The following is an 18,896-nucleotide window of genomic DNA, read 5'->3' on the forward strand; positions in this document are numbered from 1 at the left end:
ACAAGCCTTGCGGATGCGGTCGATTATGCCACGCAAAATCGGCCCATGGAGTACCACGATAACGAAAAAAGTGAATAAAAACAGTGAGTTGGGTGGTACACGCGATACCCGGATAAGCATTACCCGGCAAGCGCGGCGGCTTGCGGCGGCGTGCTACCGGAAGAAATTGCGCAGCTCGCGCGCCAGCGCCTGCGGTTGCTCCTCGGGAATGAAATGCCCGCTATACGCGATCGTCGCGGCCGTCACATCTTCCGCCACGTGTCCGAGCGGCCCCGCCATGTCGGGTATGGACCCCTGATCCGCACTGACAGCGAGCACGGGCATCTTCAGCTTCCCCAGCGCCTTCAGCGTGCGGTTCTGAGCCGACGACGCCGACACGGCCCGGTAGAAGGCCAGCCCCGCTCGCAACCCGCCGTCCCGGGTGAACACCCGGAGATACTCGTCGACATCCGCGTCGGAGAACGACTCGGGATTGGCCGCCTTGCGACGCAAGAACCAATCGAGATACTCGCGCTCCTTGCCGGCAATCAACGTCTCCGGCAGGTCGGCGACGGTATGAAACGCGAAGTGCCACGTGCGCCATGCGTTGCCGGGCTCGATCGGCAGTGCGGCGGGCAGCGTGATGCCGGGTATCCCCGCGTCGAGCAACGCCAATCGCTTCACCGCATCGGGATACATCGCGGCAAACGGATAGGCGACCCACGCGCCGACGTCGTGAGCGGCCAGGTAAAAGCGCGCGATCTTTTGCTGCTCCAGCAGGCGCGCAAGCGTTGCCGCGACGGTCTGCGTGTCGTAACCGACGAGTGGACGGTCCGAATCGCCTTGTCCGGGAAGATCCGGCGCCACGATCCTGAATTCGTCCGCGAGAAGCGGCATGACTCTCCGCCACGCGTACCAGCTTTCCGGAAAGCCGGCGAGCAGGACGATGGTCTCGCCGTCGGCGCGGCCTCCTTCGACGAAATGAAGGCGCACCCCGTCTACCGTATCGAACCGATGACGAAAGCCGCTGAGCCGCGGGTCTTCCCGAAAATAGGGCGCGGCCTCGAGATGCGAAGCATCCGCGGTGGATTGATGCTGGTACATAAGTTCGTCCTCTCCACAGAATCGACTGCGCTGGATGATGGCCCCCGAGCAGCGGGAGCACTTCCGTTCGGAAATATTTGTTTCCTAATTCGGCGAAACCGAATCACGCGCATGCGCGGTTTCGCGTGTTGCTTCACATCGCGTCACCTGTCGGGTGACGCACAAACCTTAGTCGAGCAGCCGCATTGCCTCGTCAACCAGCATCGACATGTCGCTCCGGCTCTGGCCGAGCTTCCCCACCACTCGAAGCCCCTGCACCATGGCAAACAGACAGCTCGACGTGGCTTGCGCGTTCAGCGCGGCATCGACGGATCCATCGGCCTGCCCCTGCTTGATCAAATCGCGAAGGAGACGCTCGATCCTCTGCATCGATCTGTGGACGATGCCGGCGATCTCGCTATCCAACGCACTCAGAACCATGGCGCCGCCGACGACCAGACAGCCCTTTCGACCCTCGTCTCCATGCGAGACGTCCGCGTAAAAGCGCAGGAGCGCTCGCACCTTGTCCCGTCCGTTTTCTTCATCGGCAAGGATCATGTTGAGCTCGCTGACGCGCCGATCGATGTACCGGTTCAACGCGGCAACGAAGATGGCGTTCTTGTCGGCAAAGGCTTTGTAAAGACTGCCTGCGGTGAGCCCCGTCGCCCGGGACAGATCGCCGATAGAAGTCGCGTGATAGCCACGCTCGCGAAAGACGCGGATGAAGCCGTCTAGCGCTTCATCCATATCGAATTCTCGCGGCCTGCCCACGTTCGCTGCAATTTTCCTAGCCATGCGCCATTATAGGAAATGATCATTTCCAAATCAAGCCATGCGAACCGTACAGGCGTCACTGGCATTTCGCACTCGATCTCATAGACTGTCTATTCGCAACGGGCGGCGCGCGGCTGCCCTCCCCGCCATCGCGATGCGTGCGTCCCGGCGCATCGACCGGACAGGAGCCTTGCATGCGGTACGAACTCTATTACTGGCCTGAAATCCAGGGCCGCGGCGAATATGTGCGGCTCGCGCTCGAAGCGGCCGAAGCCGATTACGTCGACGTCGCGCGCGAATCGGGGCGCGGGATGGGCGTGTCGGCCATGATGCGCATGATGGACAGCGCGAAGGCCGAATGCGTGCCGTTCGCGCCGCCGTTCCTGAAGGCGGGCGACGTGGTCGTCGGGCAGACCGCGAACATCCTGCTGTTTCTCGGCGCGCGGCTCGGGCTCGCGCCCGACGACGAAGCCGGCCGGCTGTGGGTCCATCAGATCCAGCTGACCGCCGCCGATTTCATCACCGAGATCCACGACACGCACCATCCGATCGGCAGCGGCCTGTACTACGAGGACCAACAAGCGGAAGCGGCCGAGCGCGCGGCCGATTTCCTCGAGAACCGGCTGCCGAAATTCCTCGGCTACTTCGATCGCGTGCTCGAACAGAACCCGCACAAGCGCGGCTATATCGCGGGCAGCGCGCTCAGTTACGCGGACCTGACGATGTTCCAGTTGATCGAGGGCCTGCGCTATGCGTTCCCGAAAGCGATGAAGCGCGCGGAGCGCAAGGTCGCGACGCTCGTCGCGCTGCACGATCGCGTCGCGCGGCATCCGCCCGTCGCGCGCTACCTCGAGTCGGAACGCCGCATCCCGTTCAACGACATGGGGATCTTCCGGCACTATCCGGAGCTGGACAAGTAACGGCCCGGCACGTACCGCGGAACGTGCGCGCACGGGCGAATTTCACGCAGGATCAGCGCGGCTGCCCGTGCTGCGCGGCGGCCGCGTCGACGGCTTCCACCGAGCGCGTGAGCCACGGCCCGATGTCCATCTCCTCGTAGCGCACGAGCCGGCTCTTGCGCGCGCGGCGATACGCCCACCAGATCGCGACGAACAGCGGAATCCATACATAGATCGACAACACTTCCATCCAGTCGATGCGCGCCGCGAAAAACGCCTGGTAATCCTGCCCGAGCGAAATCACGATGCAGACCGCGACCGCGAACACCGGCCCGAACGGAAACCATTTCGCGCGATACGGCAGTTGATCGAGTCGATAACCCTGCTTCAGGAATCCCCTGCGGAACCGGTAATGGCAGACCGCGATGCCAAGCCACGCGATGAAGCCGGTGATGCCGACCGTATTCAGCAGCCACAGATAGATGCGCTGGTTGTTGGTCAACGACGTGAGGAAACACAGCCCGCCGACGGCCATCGTCGCGTACAGCGCGTTGCGCGGCACGCCGCCCGGCGACAGCGTCGCGAACACGGCCGGCGCGCGCCCTTCCGATGCGAGGTTGTACAGCATCCGCGTCGCCGCGTAGGTGCCGGAATTGCCGGCCGACAGCACGGCCGTCAGGATCACGAGATTCATCGCACCGGCCGCGAGCGGGAACCCCGCGTGGCTGAATACCAGCGTGAACGGGCTCACGCCGATGTCGGTCACGTCGCTCTTCAGCAGGTTCGGATCGGTGTACGGCACGAGCAGGCCGATCACGAAGATCGCGAGCACGTAGAACAGCATGATCCGCCAGAAGATCTGCTTCACCGCGCGCGGGATCGTCTTGCGCGGGTTCTCCGATTCGCCGGCCGTGATGCCGACCAGCTCGGTGCCGAGAAACGAGAAGCCCGCGATCAGCGCGACGCTCATCATCGCGTGCACGCCGCCGACGAACGGCGCGTCGCCGGTCGTGAAGTTGCGCCAGCCGACCGGATGCCCGGTGCCGGTATGCCCGCCGCCGGTATACCCGCCGCCGGTATGCCCGCTGCCGGTATGCCCGCCGCCCAGCACGCCGGCCGCGATCAGCAGCCCGGCCGCGATGAACGCGATCACGGTGACGACCTTGATCAGCGAGAACCAGTATTCCGATTCGCCGAAGCCGCGCACCGACAGCGTATTGAGCAGGAAGATCAGCACGAGGAAGCCCGCGCCCCACCACACGCCCGGCACCGACGGAAACCAGTAGCGCATCACGATCTGCGCGGCGACCAGCTCGATCGCGATCGTCACCGCCCAGCTGTACCAGTAGGTCCAGCCGAGCGCGACGCCGAAGCCTTCGTCGACGTACTTCTCGCCGTAGATCGCGAACGAGCCCGATACCGGCATCAGCGCGGCCATCTCGCCGAGCCCGGTCACGACGAAGTAGACCATGATCCCGATCGCGATATACGCGGCGATCGCCCCGCCCGGCCCCGCCTGCGCGACCGACGCGCCCGACGCGACGAACAGCCCCGTGCCGATCGACCCGCCGATCGCGATCATCGCGACGTGGCGGCCCTGCAGACGGCGCTTCAGCGCCGTCCCGGACGGTGCGGCCGTGTCCGTCGCCGCTTGCATGGCATCCATGGTGTTCCCCCTGATTGTGAGCCGGCCAGCCGATTCGATTCGGAATGCAAATCGATTGACCCGGTCATTCGCATCCAAACCGGCCCTGCCGGGCCGGCCGCATCACGCGACGCTGCGCTTGATCGACTGCAGTTCGGCCGTCGTCACGATCTTCTCGATCCGGAACCGCGGGCTTTCCAGCCACGCGTTCGCGATCCGCCGGTACTCGTCGAGGTCCTCGCACGCGAGCCGCACGAGAAAATCGAACGTGCCGCTCACCAGCCAGCAATCGAGGACGGCCGGATTCGCGCGCATTTCCTCTTCGAACGGCGCTTGCGAACGCCCGTGGTCGGCCAGCACGATCTGCGCGATCACGACGATCGGCTTGGTCGCGCGCGGCGCCTTGATCACCGCGCGGTACCCTTCGATCACGCCGAGCGCCTCGAGCCGCTCCACGCGCGCCTGGCACGGCCGCGGCGTGAGATTCACGAGCTCCGACAGCTTCCGGTAGGAAATCCGTCCGTCGGTACGCAGGATGTCGAGGATCCGGAGATCGATCTTGTCGAGCTGCATCTTCTTGTCGGTCATCCGCGTTCGCTCCGGTCGGGTCGTGGCTCGTGGCTCGTGGCTCATGCGCGGAACGTCTGCCGTTCCGCGCGGGGCCACATTATCCGGCCGAAGCCGCTGCGCGCCAATCGGCTAGAACCGCAGCGACAGGCAGGTCAGGCCGCCGTCCATCTTGCGGAACTCGCTCGTGTCGATCACGTGCAGCGGCATGCCGAGCGGCGCGATCGCGTCATGCACGCGCGGATAACCGGCCGGCGTGATCAGCGTGCCGTTCACGCGCAGCGTGTTGCCCGCGTATTCGTCGGCGGCCGGGATCGCGATCCGGCGATAGTCGGCGAACGCCGGATGCGCGGCCAGCGCGTCGGTCACGAGCAGCGTGTCGTCGCCGAGCGCGTTGACGACCGATTTCAGGTGCAGGCCGGCGCCGACCGGCACCGCGACGACCGAATAGCCATGGCGCGACACCAGCGACTCGAACGCGGCGATGCCTTGCGCGTCGGTGCGGCTCGTCAGGCCGATGAAGAAGCGCTTGCCGACCAGCATCACGTCGCCGCCGTCGAGGCGGCCCTGCTGCATCGGCAGCAGTTCGCGATGCACGCGCAGCGCCGCTTCGATGTGCGCGGTCTCGCCGCGCCGCGCGGGCGCGCCGGGGCGCGTGATCACCGCGAATTCCGGCGTGACGACCGCGACGTCCTCGACGAAATGCGAATCGGGAAACGCATCGAGCGGCGGCAATTCGGTCAGTTCGACGCCGAGCATGCGCAGCGCGTCGCAGTATGCATGGAACTGCGTGAGCGTCTTGTCGTAATCGGGTGCGCCGAGTTCGGCGGTGGTCAGGCCCGCGCCGCAGGACGGCGCGGGACGGCGAACGATCGCTTGCGTGAATTGCATCGACTCCTCCATGATCTGCGCCGCCTCCGTGCGGTGCACGGGCCGGCGGCGTTGTGTCCGGACCATTATCGGAAGCCAATTTGCGCAATTCGCGTCGATTTCGGCGGCGCCGACAGCCGATTGCGTCGAATTGCGCGCACCACGCAGCGGATTCGGCAGACGGGCCGCCCGCCGTCTCGCGAATGGCCGTTTCGCCCGCCGCCCGCGCGTTACGCGCCGGGCTCGAATCCCATCTGCGCACGGCCGAGCGCCGTGAGATCGCCCTCCCCCGCACGGCCATCGAAATCGGCCTCGAAATGGTCGGCCGGGAAATCGGGCGGGCTGTCGCCACGCAGGAACGCGAGCCGCTGCCGCTGCAGGTATGCATCGTTCTTCGCGCAGCCGGGCGCGGCCGCGATGTACATCACGTTGCTGTCGCCGCTGCCGCGATGCGCGTCCTCGACCGCATGCACGACGTCGCCGTGCCAGAACACCGCGTCGCCCGGTTCCATGTGCGGGATCGGCACCAGTGCGTCGAGCAGCAGCGCGTGCCATTCGGGGCGGATCGACAGCGCGCGGCCGGGACGCGCGCCGCACAGGTCGTCGTCGGCGACGTCGTCCTGCAGCGCGCGCAGCACGACATAGGCCATCGCGTTCGCGACCGGGATCAGCTGCAGCGTGCCGTCGCCGGGCCCCTGCGGCGTCAGTGCGGTCCAGCCCTGGAACGTGCGGAACATCGAACACACGGCCGGCGACGGAATCTCCTCGACGTCGGGGCGGAACGCCGCATCGAACGGATCGTAATCGCGCCAGCGGCCGGCCAGCACGTGGCGATAGACCTGGCGGAAATTCGCGCCGAGCCAGCGCTCGACGGAGCCGCCGTCGACGTGCGGCGACAGCCCGAGCGACGTCGACCCGGGCGGCCGGCGACGAATCCGGTCCGCATAGGCGGGCACCTGGTCGGAATCGAAATGCGTGCGCGTACCGTCCGCATGCCGCCACAGACGGTTCAGGAACACCCGCGCCTGCGTGAGCGCCGGCGACTGGCGCGCGGCCACCTGCGGCTTCGACCAGTAGACGCCGTAGATCTGCGGCTTGCCCGACGCGAGGTTGCCGAAATAGCGGTCTTCCGCGCGCGCATGCAGCCGCTCGGTGAAACGGTTCGCATCCAGATACGCGCCGATCTCGTCGTTCCAGTCGCGTGCCTGCTGCGCATCCAACACGCCGCGGATCACGACCGCGCCGCGCGTGCGGATCGCGGCAATCGCGAGCGGATCGACGGTCCCGCTCGCGACATCCGCGAACGGCACGACCGGAATCACGTCATCGCCATGCGCGTGCGCGCGGCGGATCGCGTCGACCTGCCGCGCGATGTCGCCCTCCACTTCGCGGAACGTGGCCGCGTAGCCGGGCAAGTCGGCGCGTAGCGCCCGTTTCGCCGTGCGGATCGCGGCCGGCAGATCGTCAATCGTCAGGTGCATCGCTTGTCTCCTCGCTGAATCGCGTTTTGATGAGCACTCAGCGTACGGCCGCCGCACGGTCATCATCGATACTATCCAGCCAATAATCGATACAATCCTGACAACCGCGCGTTACTCGGGACGATGGCAGACCACGCACAGCTTGTTGCCGTCCGGGTCCCGGAAATACGCGCCGTAGTAGTCGCGGTGATAGTGCGGCCGGAGGCCCGGCGGCCCTTCGCAGGCGCCGCCGTGCTGAAGCGCGAGCGCATGGCAGCGATCGACGTGATCGCGGGTCGGCGCATCGAACGCGATCGTGTGGCCGTTCCCCGGTTCAGGCGCGCGTCCGTCGAGCGGCTTGCCGAAGAAGAACAGCGGCCGGTCGGCGTCGGCCGGCATCCAGCCCGACCAGCCGTCCGGTTCGTGGAATTTGACGCGCAACCCGAGTTCGGCGAACAGCGGCGCGTAGAAATCGTAGGCGCGCGCCGTATCGCCGACGCCCACGCAAACATGTGAAAACATGGCATCGCTCCGTCGTGAAGATCGCTCACGATCATGCCACGGCGCACTGCCCGCCCCTACCGGAGGCCGCGATGAAACCGCAATACGAGCATGTGACGTTCGCGTCCGGCTGTTCGATCCGCGTGTATCACCGTCAGCTCGCGCGCATTCCGTTCGAGTGGCATCGCCATCCCGAGTACGAACTGACGCTGACGCTCAACAGCCGCGGCCAGCGCTTCATCGGCGATCACGTCGCACGCTACGCGGATGACGATCTCGTGCTCGTGCCGCCGAACCTGCCGCATACGTGGTCGTCGAACGCGCGCATCGATCGCGGCGCGCCCGAGGTCGCGCTCGTCGTCTGGTTCGACGGAGACTGGGTACGGCGGCTGGCCGACTGCTGCCCCGAATACGCGCCGCTGCGCTCGCTGCTGCGGCGCGCGGCGCCGGGCCTGCGCTTCGACGTGGAGACGGCCCGCGCGATACGCGCGCGGCTGCCGCGGTTGCTCGATCCGTCGCCGCGCGTGCGGCTCGCGGCCACGCTCGATACGCTTGCCGATCTCGCGGAAGCCGGCGGCGAACCGCTCGCCACCTCGCAGGCCTACGATCGCTCCGACGCAGCCACGTCCTCGGTCGACTCCACCGCATCCGGCGCCGAACGCCTCGACCGCGTGCTCGACGCGATCGACCGGCAGTTCCACGAACCGCTGCGCATCGACGCGCTCGCGGCCGTCGCGCACCTGTCCGAACGCACGCTGCAGCGGCTGTTCGCGCGTCATATCGGCGAAAGCGTCGGCCGCTACGTGCAACGGCTGCGGCTCGCGCACGCGTGCCGCCATCTCGCCGGCACCGACTGGCCGATCGCGACGGTCGCCGCGCGCTGCGGCATTGCGAATGCCGCGAACTTCAACCGCCAGTTCCTCGCTGCGCACGGCATGACGCCCGGCGCGTACCGGCAGTTCTTCAAGCAGCACGGCCACGCGCCCGACGACGACGCGCCCGCGCTCGACACACGGCCGCCGTCGCTGGAGCGCCGCGCCGGATCGCGTATCGCCTGATCGGCACCGCACGCCTGAACGGCCTCGATCCCGAGGAGTGCGAGCCCAATGACGCCCGCACCTTCGATTCGACTTCGCGCGCGATCAGCGCCCGCATCTGCTGCCAGAGGTTCTGCTCGCGCCGGCCGAGCTCGTCGCGCATGCGGAAGAATGCCTTCACAGGCGCAATCTTTAGTTGCACTCCTCTCGGTCAATTGCCGCTTCCAGATTGAAGCGTTCTCCGGTTCGCGTTTCATGCTTTTACTGCGCATGAGTGAGGCTTCCGGGTCGGCGTACATCATTAATATCGGCACTACACCTTGTGTTAACCGGAGAAACCACATGACGAGCAGCAACAACTTGTCTCGAGTTACGTACGGCAACAGCGCTTACACGACTGATTTTCATGAACCGTACCCAGCGCCCGGCTCGGGGGCAGGATCGGGGACTGGGCCCGCCTCTCACACGCAGCCTCCTATCCATGGGATGCCTCCGGCATTCAACGGGCGTCCATCTTCCGCGCCAACGACGACTGATCCCGCGTTTGCTGGCCCCTATAGCAGCGTAAGGCGACACGGTATCCTTTCTCAAGACCAGATGCGAGATCAGCACATTGCATTTAATCAATCACACGACGGTCAAGTGGCGCGGAGCGATATTGATGTCACCCGGATACACGGTAGCCCGGATCATGAAGAGAGGGCGCGCGCCGCGCGCATGGCTGTGGAAAACTCTGCGCATGGGGCACTGTCCGTCGCGCTCGAGCGCCATGGATACGGCCCACTGCATACTGAAACACGCGCGCCATCAACGGAAGAGCTGCTTCGCTCGTTGAGTCCCGAACAACGTAAAGACTTTGAGGCAGCGAAGGAGTACGGTATGACGCCTGAGCAGATTCTCGGGATGATGGCGAGGGATCAACGAACAACAAGTTTGTCACCGCAGGGGCAATCGCAGGCCTACCATCGGATGCAGAATACTTTCATGGTGACAGCGCACGCCAGTGCCCCAGCGGCATATGCATCTCCGTACGAAGACACCCGTCGCAGTATTCCGCCGTCGGAGTTTCGTGGCGTTTACGTCCCGCAAGCGCATGCGCACACCGCTCGTCAAGTTGATCGGGAATTAGCCGCGCGTCAGCCGGTATATCCGCAGGCCGTCGCCGTGCCGGATCGGCCCGGAATGAACCCATATTATCAGGCGCCAAATGGTGACCAGCATCAGGTCCATGGTGTTCAAGCTCCTGACTATTACAATGCCATTAGAGCCCAGCTCAGTTCCGAGGCCGACTATGACGCGCACATCGTAAAGACCGGCATTCGGCGCGAATGGTAAGACCGCCTTTAGCCAATCGGCAACGAACGTTGGGAGCGTAAAGCATGACCTTGATATCCTCCCTGCCCGAAGGCAGCGGAGGATATCAATCCCATTGCACATCTGATGGGAATCAGATTGCCCGTGTCGCACGCTCATGAACGGACGGTGTGCATCGAGCGCTTACCTCGCGCCAGCGTCGGCCGCACAAATGAAAACACCCCGGCGGGATGACCCACCGGGGTGTCGTGGCGTTGCGATTGCGGGACGCGAGCGGCCTGACGGCCGTTCGCGCCGCGCACGGTTCAACGTGCGTTGAGCGGCTTCGCTTCGCGCGGCGTGTCGCCGATGAACAGCTGACGCGGACGGCCGATCTTCTGTTCCGGATCGGCAATCATTTCGTTCCACTGCGCGATCCAGCCGACCGTACGTGCCATCGCGAAGATACACGTGAACATCGACGTCGGGATGCCCAGCGCGCGCTGAACGATGCCCGAGTAGAAGTCGACGTTCGGGTACAGCTTGCGCGACACGAAGTATTCGTCTTCCAGCGCGATCTTCTCGAGCTGCATCGCGAGCTTGAACAGCGGGTCGTCGTGCAGGCCCAGTTCGTTCAGCACTTCGTAGCAGGTTTCGCGCATCAGCTTCGCGCGCGGGTCGTAGTTCTTGTACACGCGGTGACCGAAGCCCATCAGCTTCACGCCCGAATTCTTGTCCTTCACCTGCTTGATGAATTCGGGGATGTTGTCCGGCGAACCGATCTGCTCGAGCATGTTCAGCGCGGCTTCGTTCGCACCACCGTGCGCCGGGCCCCACAGACACGCGATACCGGCCGCGATACACGCGAACGGGTTCGCGCCCGACGAGCCGGCCAGGCGAACCGTCGACGTCGATGCGTTCTGCTCGTGATCGGCGTGCAGGATCAGGATGCGGTCGAGTGCGCGGACCAGCACGTCGTTGACCTTGTACTCTTCGCACGGGTTCGAGAACATCATGTGCATGAAGTTCGCGCTGTACGACAGTTCGTTCTTCGGATAGACGAACGGCTGACCGATGCTGAACTTGTACGCCATCGCGACGAGCGTCGGCAGCTTCGCGATCATGCGGATCGCCGACACTTCGCGGTGACGCGGGTCGTTGATGTCGAGCGAGTCGTGATAGAACGCCGACAGCGCGCCGACGGCCGCGACCAGCACCGCCATCGGGTGCGCGTCGCGACGGAAGCCGCGGAAGAAGAAGTGCATCTGCTCGTGCACCATCGTGTGCTTCGTGACGGTGTCGACGAATTCCTTCTTTTGCGCGGCGTTCGGCAGCTCGCCCTTCAGCAGCAGGTAGCAGGACTCGAGGAAGTCGGCGTTCTGCGCGAGGTTGTCGATCGGGTAACCGCGGTACAGCAGCTCGCCCTTGTCGCCGTCGATGTACGTGATCGCCGAATTACAAGCTGCCGTCGACATGAAGCCCGGGTCGTACGTGAACTTGCCGGTCTGGCCGTACAGCTTGCGGATGTCGATTACGTCCGGGCCCATCGTGCCCTTGTAGATCGGCATTTCGACGCTCGGCGAGTTGTCGCTGAACGATAGCGTGGCTTTAACATCAGACGGAGTCATGGCACATCCTCAATCGAAATAAAGAAACGGGATTCGATAACGGGCACAGCGCGTTACACCTTGGCGTTACACGTTGCGCAGCATCTCCAACAGCCGGTGAATGTCCGGGCTGTCTAGGTCGCCCTCTGGTTCCTTGCGCGCGAGGAGCAAGTCCATCAGGTCGTTGTCGCTCAGATCGAGCAGGCGCGACAACGCGCCTACGTCTGCATCGGTGAGGTCATGCTCGTATCGGCTGAAGAAACGCTCGAATACGATGTCGTTCTCCAGCAGACCCCGCCGCGCGCGCCAGCGCAGGCGCGCGCGGCGGTGAGGGTCGGATTGATGCGAATCGTCGCTCATCAAGCTTTATACCGCGCGGCGAACCATCAGTTCCTTGATCTTGCCGATCGCCTTCGTCGGATTCAGGCCCTTCGGGCAAACGTCGACGCAGTTCATGATCGTGTGGCAACGGAACAGACGGTACGGGTCTTCCAGATTGTCGAGGCGCTCGCCGGTGGCGGTGTCGCGGCTGTCCGCGATGAAGCGGTAAGCCTGCAGCAGGCCGGCCGGGCCGACGAACTTGTCCGGGTTCCACCAGAAGCTCGGGCACGACGTCGAGCAGCTCGCGCACAGAATGCACTCGTACACGCCGTCGAGCTCGTCGCGCTCTTCCGGCGACTGGAGGCGTTCCTTCTCCGGCGGCGGCGCGTCGTTGATCAGGTACGGCTTGATCGAGTGGTACTGGTTGAAGAAGTGCGTCATGTCGACGATCAGATCGCGCACGACGGGCAGGCCCGGCAGCGGACGCAGCACGATCTTCTGCGGCAGGTCGTTCAGGTTCGTCAGGCACGCGAGACCGTTCTTGCCGTTGATGTTCATCGCGTCCGAACCGCACACGCCTTCGCGGCACGAACGGCGGAACGACAGCGTCTCGTCCAGGGCCTTCAGCTTGACCAGCGCGTCGAGCAGCATGCGCTCATGCTGGATATCGAGCTCGTACGTCTGCATGCGCGGCGCTGCGTCCTTGTCCGGATCGTAGCGGTAGACTTCAAAAATGCGTTTTGCCATTTCGGATTCCTTTGACTCGGCTTAGAACGTGCGCGGCTTCGGCGGCACGGATTCGACCGTCAGCGGCTTCATTTGAACCGGCTTGTAGTCGAGGCGATCGCCTTCGCTGTACCACAGCGTGTGGCGCAGCCAGTTGTCGTCGTCGCGGTGTTCGTAGTCGCTGTGCGCGTGCGCGCCGCGGCTTTCCTTGCGCGCTTCCGCCGACACCATCGTCGCGCGGGCCACTTCGATCAGGTTCTCCAACTCGAGCGCTTCGACACGCGCGGTGTTGAACACCTTCGACTTGTCCTTCAGGTGGATGTTTTCCACGCGCGCCTTCAGGCCGGCCATCTGGTCGACGCCTTCCTTCAGCAGCGCCGACGTGCGGAACACGCCTGCGTGCTTCTGCATCGTTGCGCGGATGTCGTTCGCGACGTCCTGCGTGTACTCGCCCGAGCTCGACGTGTCGAGCTTGTTCAGGCGCGCCAGCGAGAACTCGCCCGCATCGGCCGGCAGCGGCTTGTGTTCCTTCTGGTTCTTCACGTGCTGAACGATGTGGTTGCCGGCCGCACGGCCGAACACCACGAGGTCCAGCAGCGAGTTCGTGCCGAGACGGTTCGCACCGTGCACCGACACGCACGAGCATTCGCCCACTGCGTAGAAGCCGTTGATCGGTTCCTTGTGATCGCGCGACGTGCCGACGACCTGACCGTGGATGTTGGTCGGGATACCGCCCATCTGGTAGTGGATCGTCGGGACGACCGGGATCGGTTCCTTGATCGCGTCGACGTTCGCGAACTTCAGCGCGATTTCGCGGATCGACGGCAGACGCTTCATGATCGTCTCGGCGCCGATGTGCGACAGGTCGAGCAGCACGTGATCCTTGTTCGGACCGACGCCGCGACCTTCCTTGATTTCCTGGTCCATCGAACGCGACACGAAATCGCGCGGCGCCAGATCCTTCAGCGTCGGCGCGTAGCGCTCCATGAAGCGCTCGCCGTTCGCGTTGCGCAGGATACCGCCTTCGCCGCGCACGCCTTCGGTGATCAGCACGCCCGCGCCGGCCACGCCGGTCGGGTGGAACTGCCAGAACTCCATGTCCTGCAGCGCGACGCCCGAGCGGGCCGCCATGCCGAGGCCGTCGCCGGTGTTGATGAACGCGTTCGTCGACGCCGCGAAGATCCGGCCTGCGCCGCCCGTCGCGAACAGCGTCGTCTTGCCTTCCATGATGTAGACGTCGCCCGTCTCCATCTCGAGGGCCGTCACGCCGAGCACGTCGCCGTCCGCGTCGCGGATCAGGTCGAGCGCCATCCATTCGACGAAGAACTGCGTCTTCGCTTCGACGTTCTGCTGGTACAGCGTGTGCAGCAGCGCGTGACCGGTACGGTCGGCGGCCGCGCAAGCGCGCTGGACCGGCTTCTCGCCGTAGTTCGCGGTGTGGCCGCCGAACGGACGCTGGTAGATCGTGCCGTCCGCGTTACGGTCGAACGGCATGCCGAAGTGTTCCAGTTCGTACACGACGTTCGGTGCCTCGCGGCACATGAACTCGATCGCGTCCTGGTCGCCGAGCCAGTCGGAACCCTTGATGGTGTCGTAGAAGTGGAAGTGCCAGTTGTCTTCGCTCATGTTGCCGAGCGACGCGCCGATACCGCCTTGCGCGGCCACCGTGTGCGAACGCGTCGGGAACACCTTCGACAGCACGCCGACCGACAGGCCCGCGCGCGACAGTTGCAGCGCTGCGCGCAAGCCGGAGCCGCCTGCGCCGACGATCACGACGTCGAACTTGCGGCGCGGGAGGGAAGTTTTGATTGCAGCCATTCTTTACACTCTCCAGAGAATCTGCGCGGCGTAGCCCGCACATGCGAGCAGCCAGACGATGGTCAGCGATTGCAGCAGCAGGCGCACACCGACGGGCTTCACGTAGTCCATCCAGATGTCGCGCACGCCGACCCATGCGTGGTAGAAGAGGGAAAGCAGCATCACGAAGGTCGCGAGCTTCATCCATTGCGCGGCGAAGATCGATGCCCAGCCTTCGTACGAAAAATCGTGCGCGCCGAAGAACAGGACGAGCAGAATGACCGTGTAGACCGCCATGATCGTGGCGGTGACGCGCTGCGCGAGCCAGTCGCGCAGGCCGTAGTGAGCGCCGACGACGAGGCGCTTCGAGCCGATTCGGTTGTTGGCTGCCATTTTCTTAGAATGCTCCGAACAGTTTGAGTGCCATGGCGATCGTCAGCGCGATCGAGACGACAAAGACGACGACGGCCGTCCGCTTGCCGCCTTCCTTCGTGACGGCGTCGTGGTTGACGTCCATCAGCAGGTGGCGAATGCCGGCGCAGAAATGGTGGAAGAAGGCCCACGACAACGCGAGGACGATCAGCTTGACGACGATGTTGGAGAGGAAAGCCTTGAAGACTTCGAAGCTGAGCTCGGAGGTAAGGCTCTGGTCGAAGAGGAACAGCAGGAACGGCAGGAACAGGAACAGCAGCGCGCCGCTGATACGATGGAGAATCGACAATATCGCCGCCAGGGGCATGCGATATTTCAACGTGATGTCGCCGATTCCGATGTTCCGGTATTCCGGCCTCGGCTTTCTTACTGCGTCAGTCATGCTAGACCCCTACTATGTTGTCACACTAATCCGCGATTTTAGCGCCTTTTTATATCGCGCTGCAGCGAAAGTCTGCTCTGGATCATTGCGCGAACACGAACAAAGGCGGCCCGAAACGTGCTTCGCGAGCGTGGGAAACGCGAATGCACGCGGCTGAACCGAACGTCGTCAGCTCAAGTCATTCTGATAGTAGTACCCGGTTGTGACATACCAGCCGCGACGCACTTCCACCGGCCGGTCCCCATACGTATAGGACACGCGCTCGACCGACAGCAGCGGGAAGCCCGCCGGCACGTGCAGCAGGTCGGCCACCGCCGGATCCGCCGCGACCGCACGGATCTTCTCCGTCGCGCGGATCATCCGCGTCCCGAACTCCGTCTCGAACATCGCGTAGAGCGGCCCCTTGTACTCGCTCAGCCGCTCGAACGTCAGCCCGCGGAACATCGCGCCCGGCAGCCAGATCTCGTCGAGCACCGTCACTTCGCTGTCGAATTCCAGCAGGCGGCGCACCTGCACGACCGGATCGGCGGGCTTCAGGTCGAGCTGCCGCGCGATCTCGGCCGGCGCGCGCAGGCGCCGGCATTCGAGCAGGCGGCTCACGTGCGGGTGCTCGGCGCCGTCGTCGGCCAGCAGACGCAGAAAGCGGAATTGCGCGCGATCTTCGTTGTGCGTTGCAACAAAAGTGCCCTTGCCCTGCCGCCGGACCACGAGGTTTTCGGCGGCCAGCTCGTCGATCGCCTTGCGCACGGTGCCCTGGCTGACCTTGTAGCGGGCCGCGAGCTCCACTTCGCTGGGAATGATCTCGCCCGGCTTCCATTCGCCGGATTCGAGACTTTGCGTGATCAATGACTTGATCTGCTGGTATAACGGGCTGAACGTCGGCGACGCGGACGCCGCGGGCGAGGCTGCGGGATCGCCCGCGCCCGGCTGCCCTGGGCCGCCTGCGCCGGTTTGATTCGCGGTGTTCGCCTGGTTCGATGTCATGGCGCGCATTTCATCACAAACCGCACTTTTTCGTCCACTCAATTTCCGCAAAACATCTGTCTTATATAAGACATATGATACCGTTTGACTTTGCGCGTGACGGCTCCTACACTCCCGGTCGAGCAAGGGTTCGCGGGTGCAACAGCGCGTCCCCGGCTACGTGCCACGGCCGTCTCCAGGTTCACCGCGTCTGCCATCGCGAGTCCTCCGCCCTGCTTCAATGCAACGCTACGCACAACGCGCATAGAATGGCGTTTTCGCTCGCGTCCAACGCTTCACCCGTCCTGGAGATTTTCAATGGCTAAGCCCGCAAAGCGCGTTGCCGTCACCGGCGCCGCAGGTCAAATCGCTTACTCCCTGCTGTTCCGCATCGCGAACGGCGACCTGCTCGGCAAGGACCAGCCGGTCATCCTGCAACTGCTCGACCTCCCGCAAGCCCAAGGCGCCGTCAAGGGCGTCGTGATGGAACTCGACGATTGCGCGTTCCCGCTGCTCGCAGGCGTCGTGATCACCGACGATCCGAAGGTCGCATTCAAGGATGCAGACGTCGCGCTGCTGGTCGGTGCGCGTCCGCGCTCGAAGGGCATGGAGCGCAAGGACCTGCTGTCGGCGAACGCCGAAATCTTCACGGTTCAGGGCGCCGCGCTGAACGAAGTCGCGAGCCGCGACGTGAAGGTGCTGGTCGTCGGCAACCCGGCGAACACGAACGCGTACATCGCGATGAAGTCGGCGCCGGATCTGCCGAAGAAGAACTTCACGGCCATGCTGCGCCTCGACCACAACCGCGCGCTGTCGCAGCTCGCCGCCAAGTCGGGCAAGCCGGTCGCGTCGATCGAGAAGCTCGCCGTGTGGGGCAACCACTCGCCGACGATGTACCCGGACTTCCGCTTCGCGACCGCCGAAGGCGAATCGCTGCTGAAGCTGATCAACGACGACGTGTGGAACCGCGACACGTTCATCCCGACCGTCGGCAAGCGCGGCGCGGCGATCATCGAAGCGCGCGGCCTGTCGTCGGCGGCGTCGGCAGCCAACGCGGCGATCGACCACGTGCGTGACTGGGTGCTCGGCACGAACGGCAAGTGGGTCACGATGGGCATCCCGTCGGACGGCTCGTACGGCATCCCCGAAGACATCATCTACGGCGTGCCGGTCACCTGCGAAAACGGCGAATACAAGCGCGTCGAAGGCCTGGAAATCGACGCGTTCTCGCGCGAGAAGATGGACGGCACGCTGGCCGAGCTGCTCGAAGAGCGCGATGGCGTCGCCCACCTGCTGAAGAACTAAGCATCACGCATCGTGCCGGGCGGCCTTCGCGGCGCCCGGCTTCGGCACGGGCCGGCACGCCGCCGGCCCGGCCCGCCGATCCGATTCGCGCACGTTTTGCCGCCCGCGCCGCGCCGCGCACCGGCCCAGAGCCTGCCCGAATCCGATTTCCGCCACGTTGACCCGCTTCCCTCACGTAGAAGAGATGGCCGCGCTCACTCCTGCACAAGTGCTGTACGACGGGGCGTCCCCGCCCGCGATCCTGCCCTGCTGCGATCACTACGCGGGCAGCGAGAAGCTGATGCGCAAGTCGCTCGCGCTGCAAGCCGAGCTGGGTCCCGTGTTCGACCTCACGCTCGACTGCGAGGACGGCGCGGCCGTCGGCCAGGAAGCCGCGCACGCGGCGCTCGTCGCCGACCTGCTCGGCAGCGCCGAGAACCGCTTCGGCCGCGTCGGCGTCCGCATCCACGACTTTTCCCACCCGCACTGGCGCGACGACGTGCGCATCGTGCTGCGTGCGTCGCGCGCACCCGCCTACATCACGCTGCCGAAGATCGCGAGCGCCGCCGACGCGGCCGAAATGACCGCGTTCATCGAAGGCACGCGCCGCGAGTTCGGCATCGCGCAGCCGATCCCGGCCGACGTGCTGATCGAAACGCACGGCGCGCTCGCGCAGGCGGCCGCCCTCGCCGCGCTGCCGACGGTCGGCACGCTGAGCTTCGGGCTGATGGATTTCGTCTCCGCGCACCACGGCGCGATTCCCGATTCCGCGATGCGCTCGCCCGGCCAGTTCGATCACCCGCTCGTGCGCCGCGCGAAGCTGGAAATCGCCGCGGCCTGTCACGCGCACGGCAAGACGCCGTCGCACAACGTGACCACGGAAGTGCGCGACATGAGCGTCGTCGCCGGCGACGCCCGCCGCGCGCGCGACGAATTCGCGTTCACGCGAATGTGGAGCATCCACCCGGCGCACATCCGCCCGATCGTCGACGCGTTCGCGCCGCGCGCCGACGAAGTCACGCTGGCCGCCGAGATCCTGCTGGCCGCGCAGGCCGCCGACTGGGGCCCGACGCGCCACGGCGATACGCTGCACGATCGCGCGAGTTATCGGTATTACTGGTCGGTGCTGCGCCGTGCGCGGGCCACCGGCCAGCCCGTACCGGACGAGGCTGCGCCGCTGTTCGGCCCGGCCGCCGCGGGCGTCGCGCCGTGAGCGCGCGCCGCCCGTCGATACACGCGTTTCATGCATTCGACGTTTCGCCAACCGGACAGACGT

19 protein-coding genes are annotated in these 18,896 nt (G+C 65.0%); 5 read left to right on the forward strand and 14 right to left on the reverse strand.

Going from position 1 to position 18,896, the window contains the following annotated elements; translation table 11 throughout:
- Window positions 1–153 precede the first annotated feature (153 nt).
- Together J8I33_RS16565 and J8I33_RS16570 are read right to left on the reverse strand one after the other, a co-directional pair.
- Entirely contained in the window at window positions 154–1,083 is a 930-nt protein-coding gene (locus tag J8I33_RS16565) for an alpha/beta hydrolase (RefSeq protein ID WP_209938172.1), read from the reverse strand.
- Between the two features lie 168 nt (window positions 1,084–1,251).
- Window positions 1,252–1,857: a TetR/AcrR family transcriptional regulator gene (locus tag J8I33_RS16570; protein ID WP_080334131.1), complete on the reverse strand. Its 606-nt coding sequence runs from the start codon at window positions 1,855–1,857 to the stop codon at window positions 1,252–1,254.
- A 173-nt stretch (window positions 1,858–2,030) separates the two neighbouring features.
- On the opposite strand from J8I33_RS16570, the gene J8I33_RS16575 reads away from it, so the two are divergent.
- A complete protein-coding gene (locus J8I33_RS16575; protein ID WP_050011282.1) occupies window positions 2,031–2,756 on the forward strand; it encodes a glutathione S-transferase in 726 nt (241 codons plus the stop codon).
- A gap of 52 nt (window positions 2,757–2,808) precedes the next feature.
- On the opposite strand, the gene J8I33_RS16580 is transcribed toward J8I33_RS16575, so the two are convergent.
- The 5 genes from J8I33_RS16580 to J8I33_RS16600 all read right to left on the reverse strand — a co-directional run bounded on the left by J8I33_RS16580 (window position 2,809) and on the right by J8I33_RS16600 (window position 7,799).
- Complete coding sequence (locus J8I33_RS16580; RefSeq protein ID WP_209938179.1) at window positions 2,809–4,401, reverse strand: amino acid permease; 1,593 nt, start codon at window positions 4,399–4,401, stop codon at window positions 2,809–2,811.
- Between the two features lie 102 nt (window positions 4,402–4,503).
- Window positions 4,504–4,968 carry an Lrp/AsnC family transcriptional regulator gene (locus J8I33_RS16585; RefSeq protein ID WP_050011284.1) on the reverse strand — a complete coding sequence of 155 codons (465 nt, stop codon included), beginning with the start codon at window positions 4,966–4,968 and terminating at the stop codon, window positions 4,504–4,506.
- 111 nt (window positions 4,969–5,079) lie between these two features.
- Window positions 5,080–5,838 carry an arginine deiminase family protein gene (locus J8I33_RS16590; RefSeq protein WP_124554009.1) on the reverse strand — a complete coding sequence of 253 codons (759 nt, stop codon included), beginning with the start codon at window positions 5,836–5,838 and terminating at the stop codon, window positions 5,080–5,082.
- Window positions 5,839–6,047: 209 nt separating this feature from the next.
- Window positions 6,048–7,298: a DUF1479 domain-containing protein gene (locus tag J8I33_RS16595; protein ID WP_209927313.1), complete on the reverse strand. Its 1,251-nt coding sequence runs from the start codon at window positions 7,296–7,298 to the stop codon at window positions 6,048–6,050.
- Window positions 7,299–7,409: 111 nt separating this feature from the next.
- Complete coding sequence (locus J8I33_RS16600) at window positions 7,410–7,799, reverse strand: VOC family protein (RefSeq protein ID WP_050011286.1); 390 nt, start codon at window positions 7,797–7,799, stop codon at window positions 7,410–7,412.
- Window positions 7,800–7,870: 71 nt separating this feature from the next.
- Between J8I33_RS16600 and J8I33_RS16605 the strand changes: the two genes are divergently transcribed.
- Both J8I33_RS16605 and J8I33_RS16610 read left to right on the forward strand, forming a co-directional pair.
- Window positions 7,871–8,836, forward strand: a complete 966-nt coding sequence (locus tag J8I33_RS16605; RefSeq protein ID WP_209938183.1) for an AraC family transcriptional regulator — start codon at window positions 7,871–7,873, stop codon at window positions 8,834–8,836.
- 576 nt (window positions 8,837–9,412) lie between these two features.
- A complete protein-coding gene (locus tag J8I33_RS16610) occupies window positions 9,413–10,150 on the forward strand; it encodes a hypothetical protein (protein WP_209927319.1) in 738 nt (245 codons plus the stop codon).
- A 284-nt stretch (window positions 10,151–10,434) separates the two neighbouring features.
- On the opposite strand, the gene gltA is transcribed toward J8I33_RS16610, so the two are convergent.
- From gltA to J8I33_RS16645, 7 genes are all read right to left on the reverse strand, one after another.
- Entirely contained in the window at window positions 10,435–11,736 is a 1,302-nt protein-coding gene (gene gltA / locus J8I33_RS16615) for a citrate synthase (protein WP_050011289.1), read from the reverse strand.
- 66 nt (window positions 11,737–11,802) lie between these two features.
- A complete protein-coding gene (locus J8I33_RS16620; RefSeq protein ID WP_057923949.1) occupies window positions 11,803–12,075 on the reverse strand; it encodes a succinate dehydrogenase assembly factor 2 in 273 nt (90 codons plus the stop codon).
- A 6-nt stretch (window positions 12,076–12,081) separates the two neighbouring features.
- Window positions 12,082–12,783, reverse strand: a complete 702-nt coding sequence (locus tag J8I33_RS16625; RefSeq protein ID WP_059237255.1) for a succinate dehydrogenase iron-sulfur subunit — start codon at window positions 12,781–12,783, stop codon at window positions 12,082–12,084.
- A gap of 21 nt (window positions 12,784–12,804) precedes the next feature.
- Complete coding sequence (sdhA, locus tag J8I33_RS16630) at window positions 12,805–14,580, reverse strand: succinate dehydrogenase flavoprotein subunit (protein ID WP_050011292.1); 1,776 nt, start codon at window positions 14,578–14,580, stop codon at window positions 12,805–12,807.
- Window positions 14,581–14,583: 3 nt separating this feature from the next.
- Window positions 14,584–14,952 carry a succinate dehydrogenase, hydrophobic membrane anchor protein gene (gene sdhD / locus J8I33_RS16635; protein ID WP_006487767.1) on the reverse strand — a complete coding sequence of 123 codons (369 nt, stop codon included), beginning with the start codon at window positions 14,950–14,952 and terminating at the stop codon, window positions 14,584–14,586.
- A 4-nt stretch (window positions 14,953–14,956) separates the two neighbouring features.
- Window positions 14,957–15,373: a succinate dehydrogenase, cytochrome b556 subunit gene (sdhC, locus tag J8I33_RS16640; protein WP_023474464.1), complete on the reverse strand. Its 417-nt coding sequence runs from the start codon at window positions 15,371–15,373 to the stop codon at window positions 14,957–14,959.
- A 168-nt stretch (window positions 15,374–15,541) separates the two neighbouring features.
- Window positions 15,542–16,366, reverse strand: a complete 825-nt coding sequence (locus tag J8I33_RS16645) for a GntR family transcriptional regulator (RefSeq protein ID WP_006479356.1) — start codon at window positions 16,364–16,366, stop codon at window positions 15,542–15,544.
- Between the two features lie 288 nt (window positions 16,367–16,654).
- Here J8I33_RS16645 and J8I33_RS16650 point away from each other — a divergent pair, with 288 nt between their 5' ends.
- A complete protein-coding gene (locus J8I33_RS16650; RefSeq protein WP_006479357.1) occupies window positions 16,655–17,641 on the forward strand; it encodes a malate dehydrogenase in 987 nt (328 codons plus the stop codon).
- 184 nt (window positions 17,642–17,825) lie between these two features.
- Window positions 17,826–18,833 carry an aldolase/citrate lyase family protein gene (locus J8I33_RS16655; protein ID WP_209938185.1) on the forward strand — a complete coding sequence of 336 codons (1,008 nt, stop codon included), beginning with the start codon at window positions 17,826–17,828 and terminating at the stop codon, window positions 18,831–18,833.
- Window positions 18,834–18,896: the final 63 nt, after the last annotated feature.

The organism is Burkholderia sp. AcTa6-5, from assembly GCF_017815075.1.
GTDB lineage: Bacteria > Pseudomonadota > Gammaproteobacteria > Burkholderiales > Burkholderiaceae > Burkholderia > Burkholderia sola.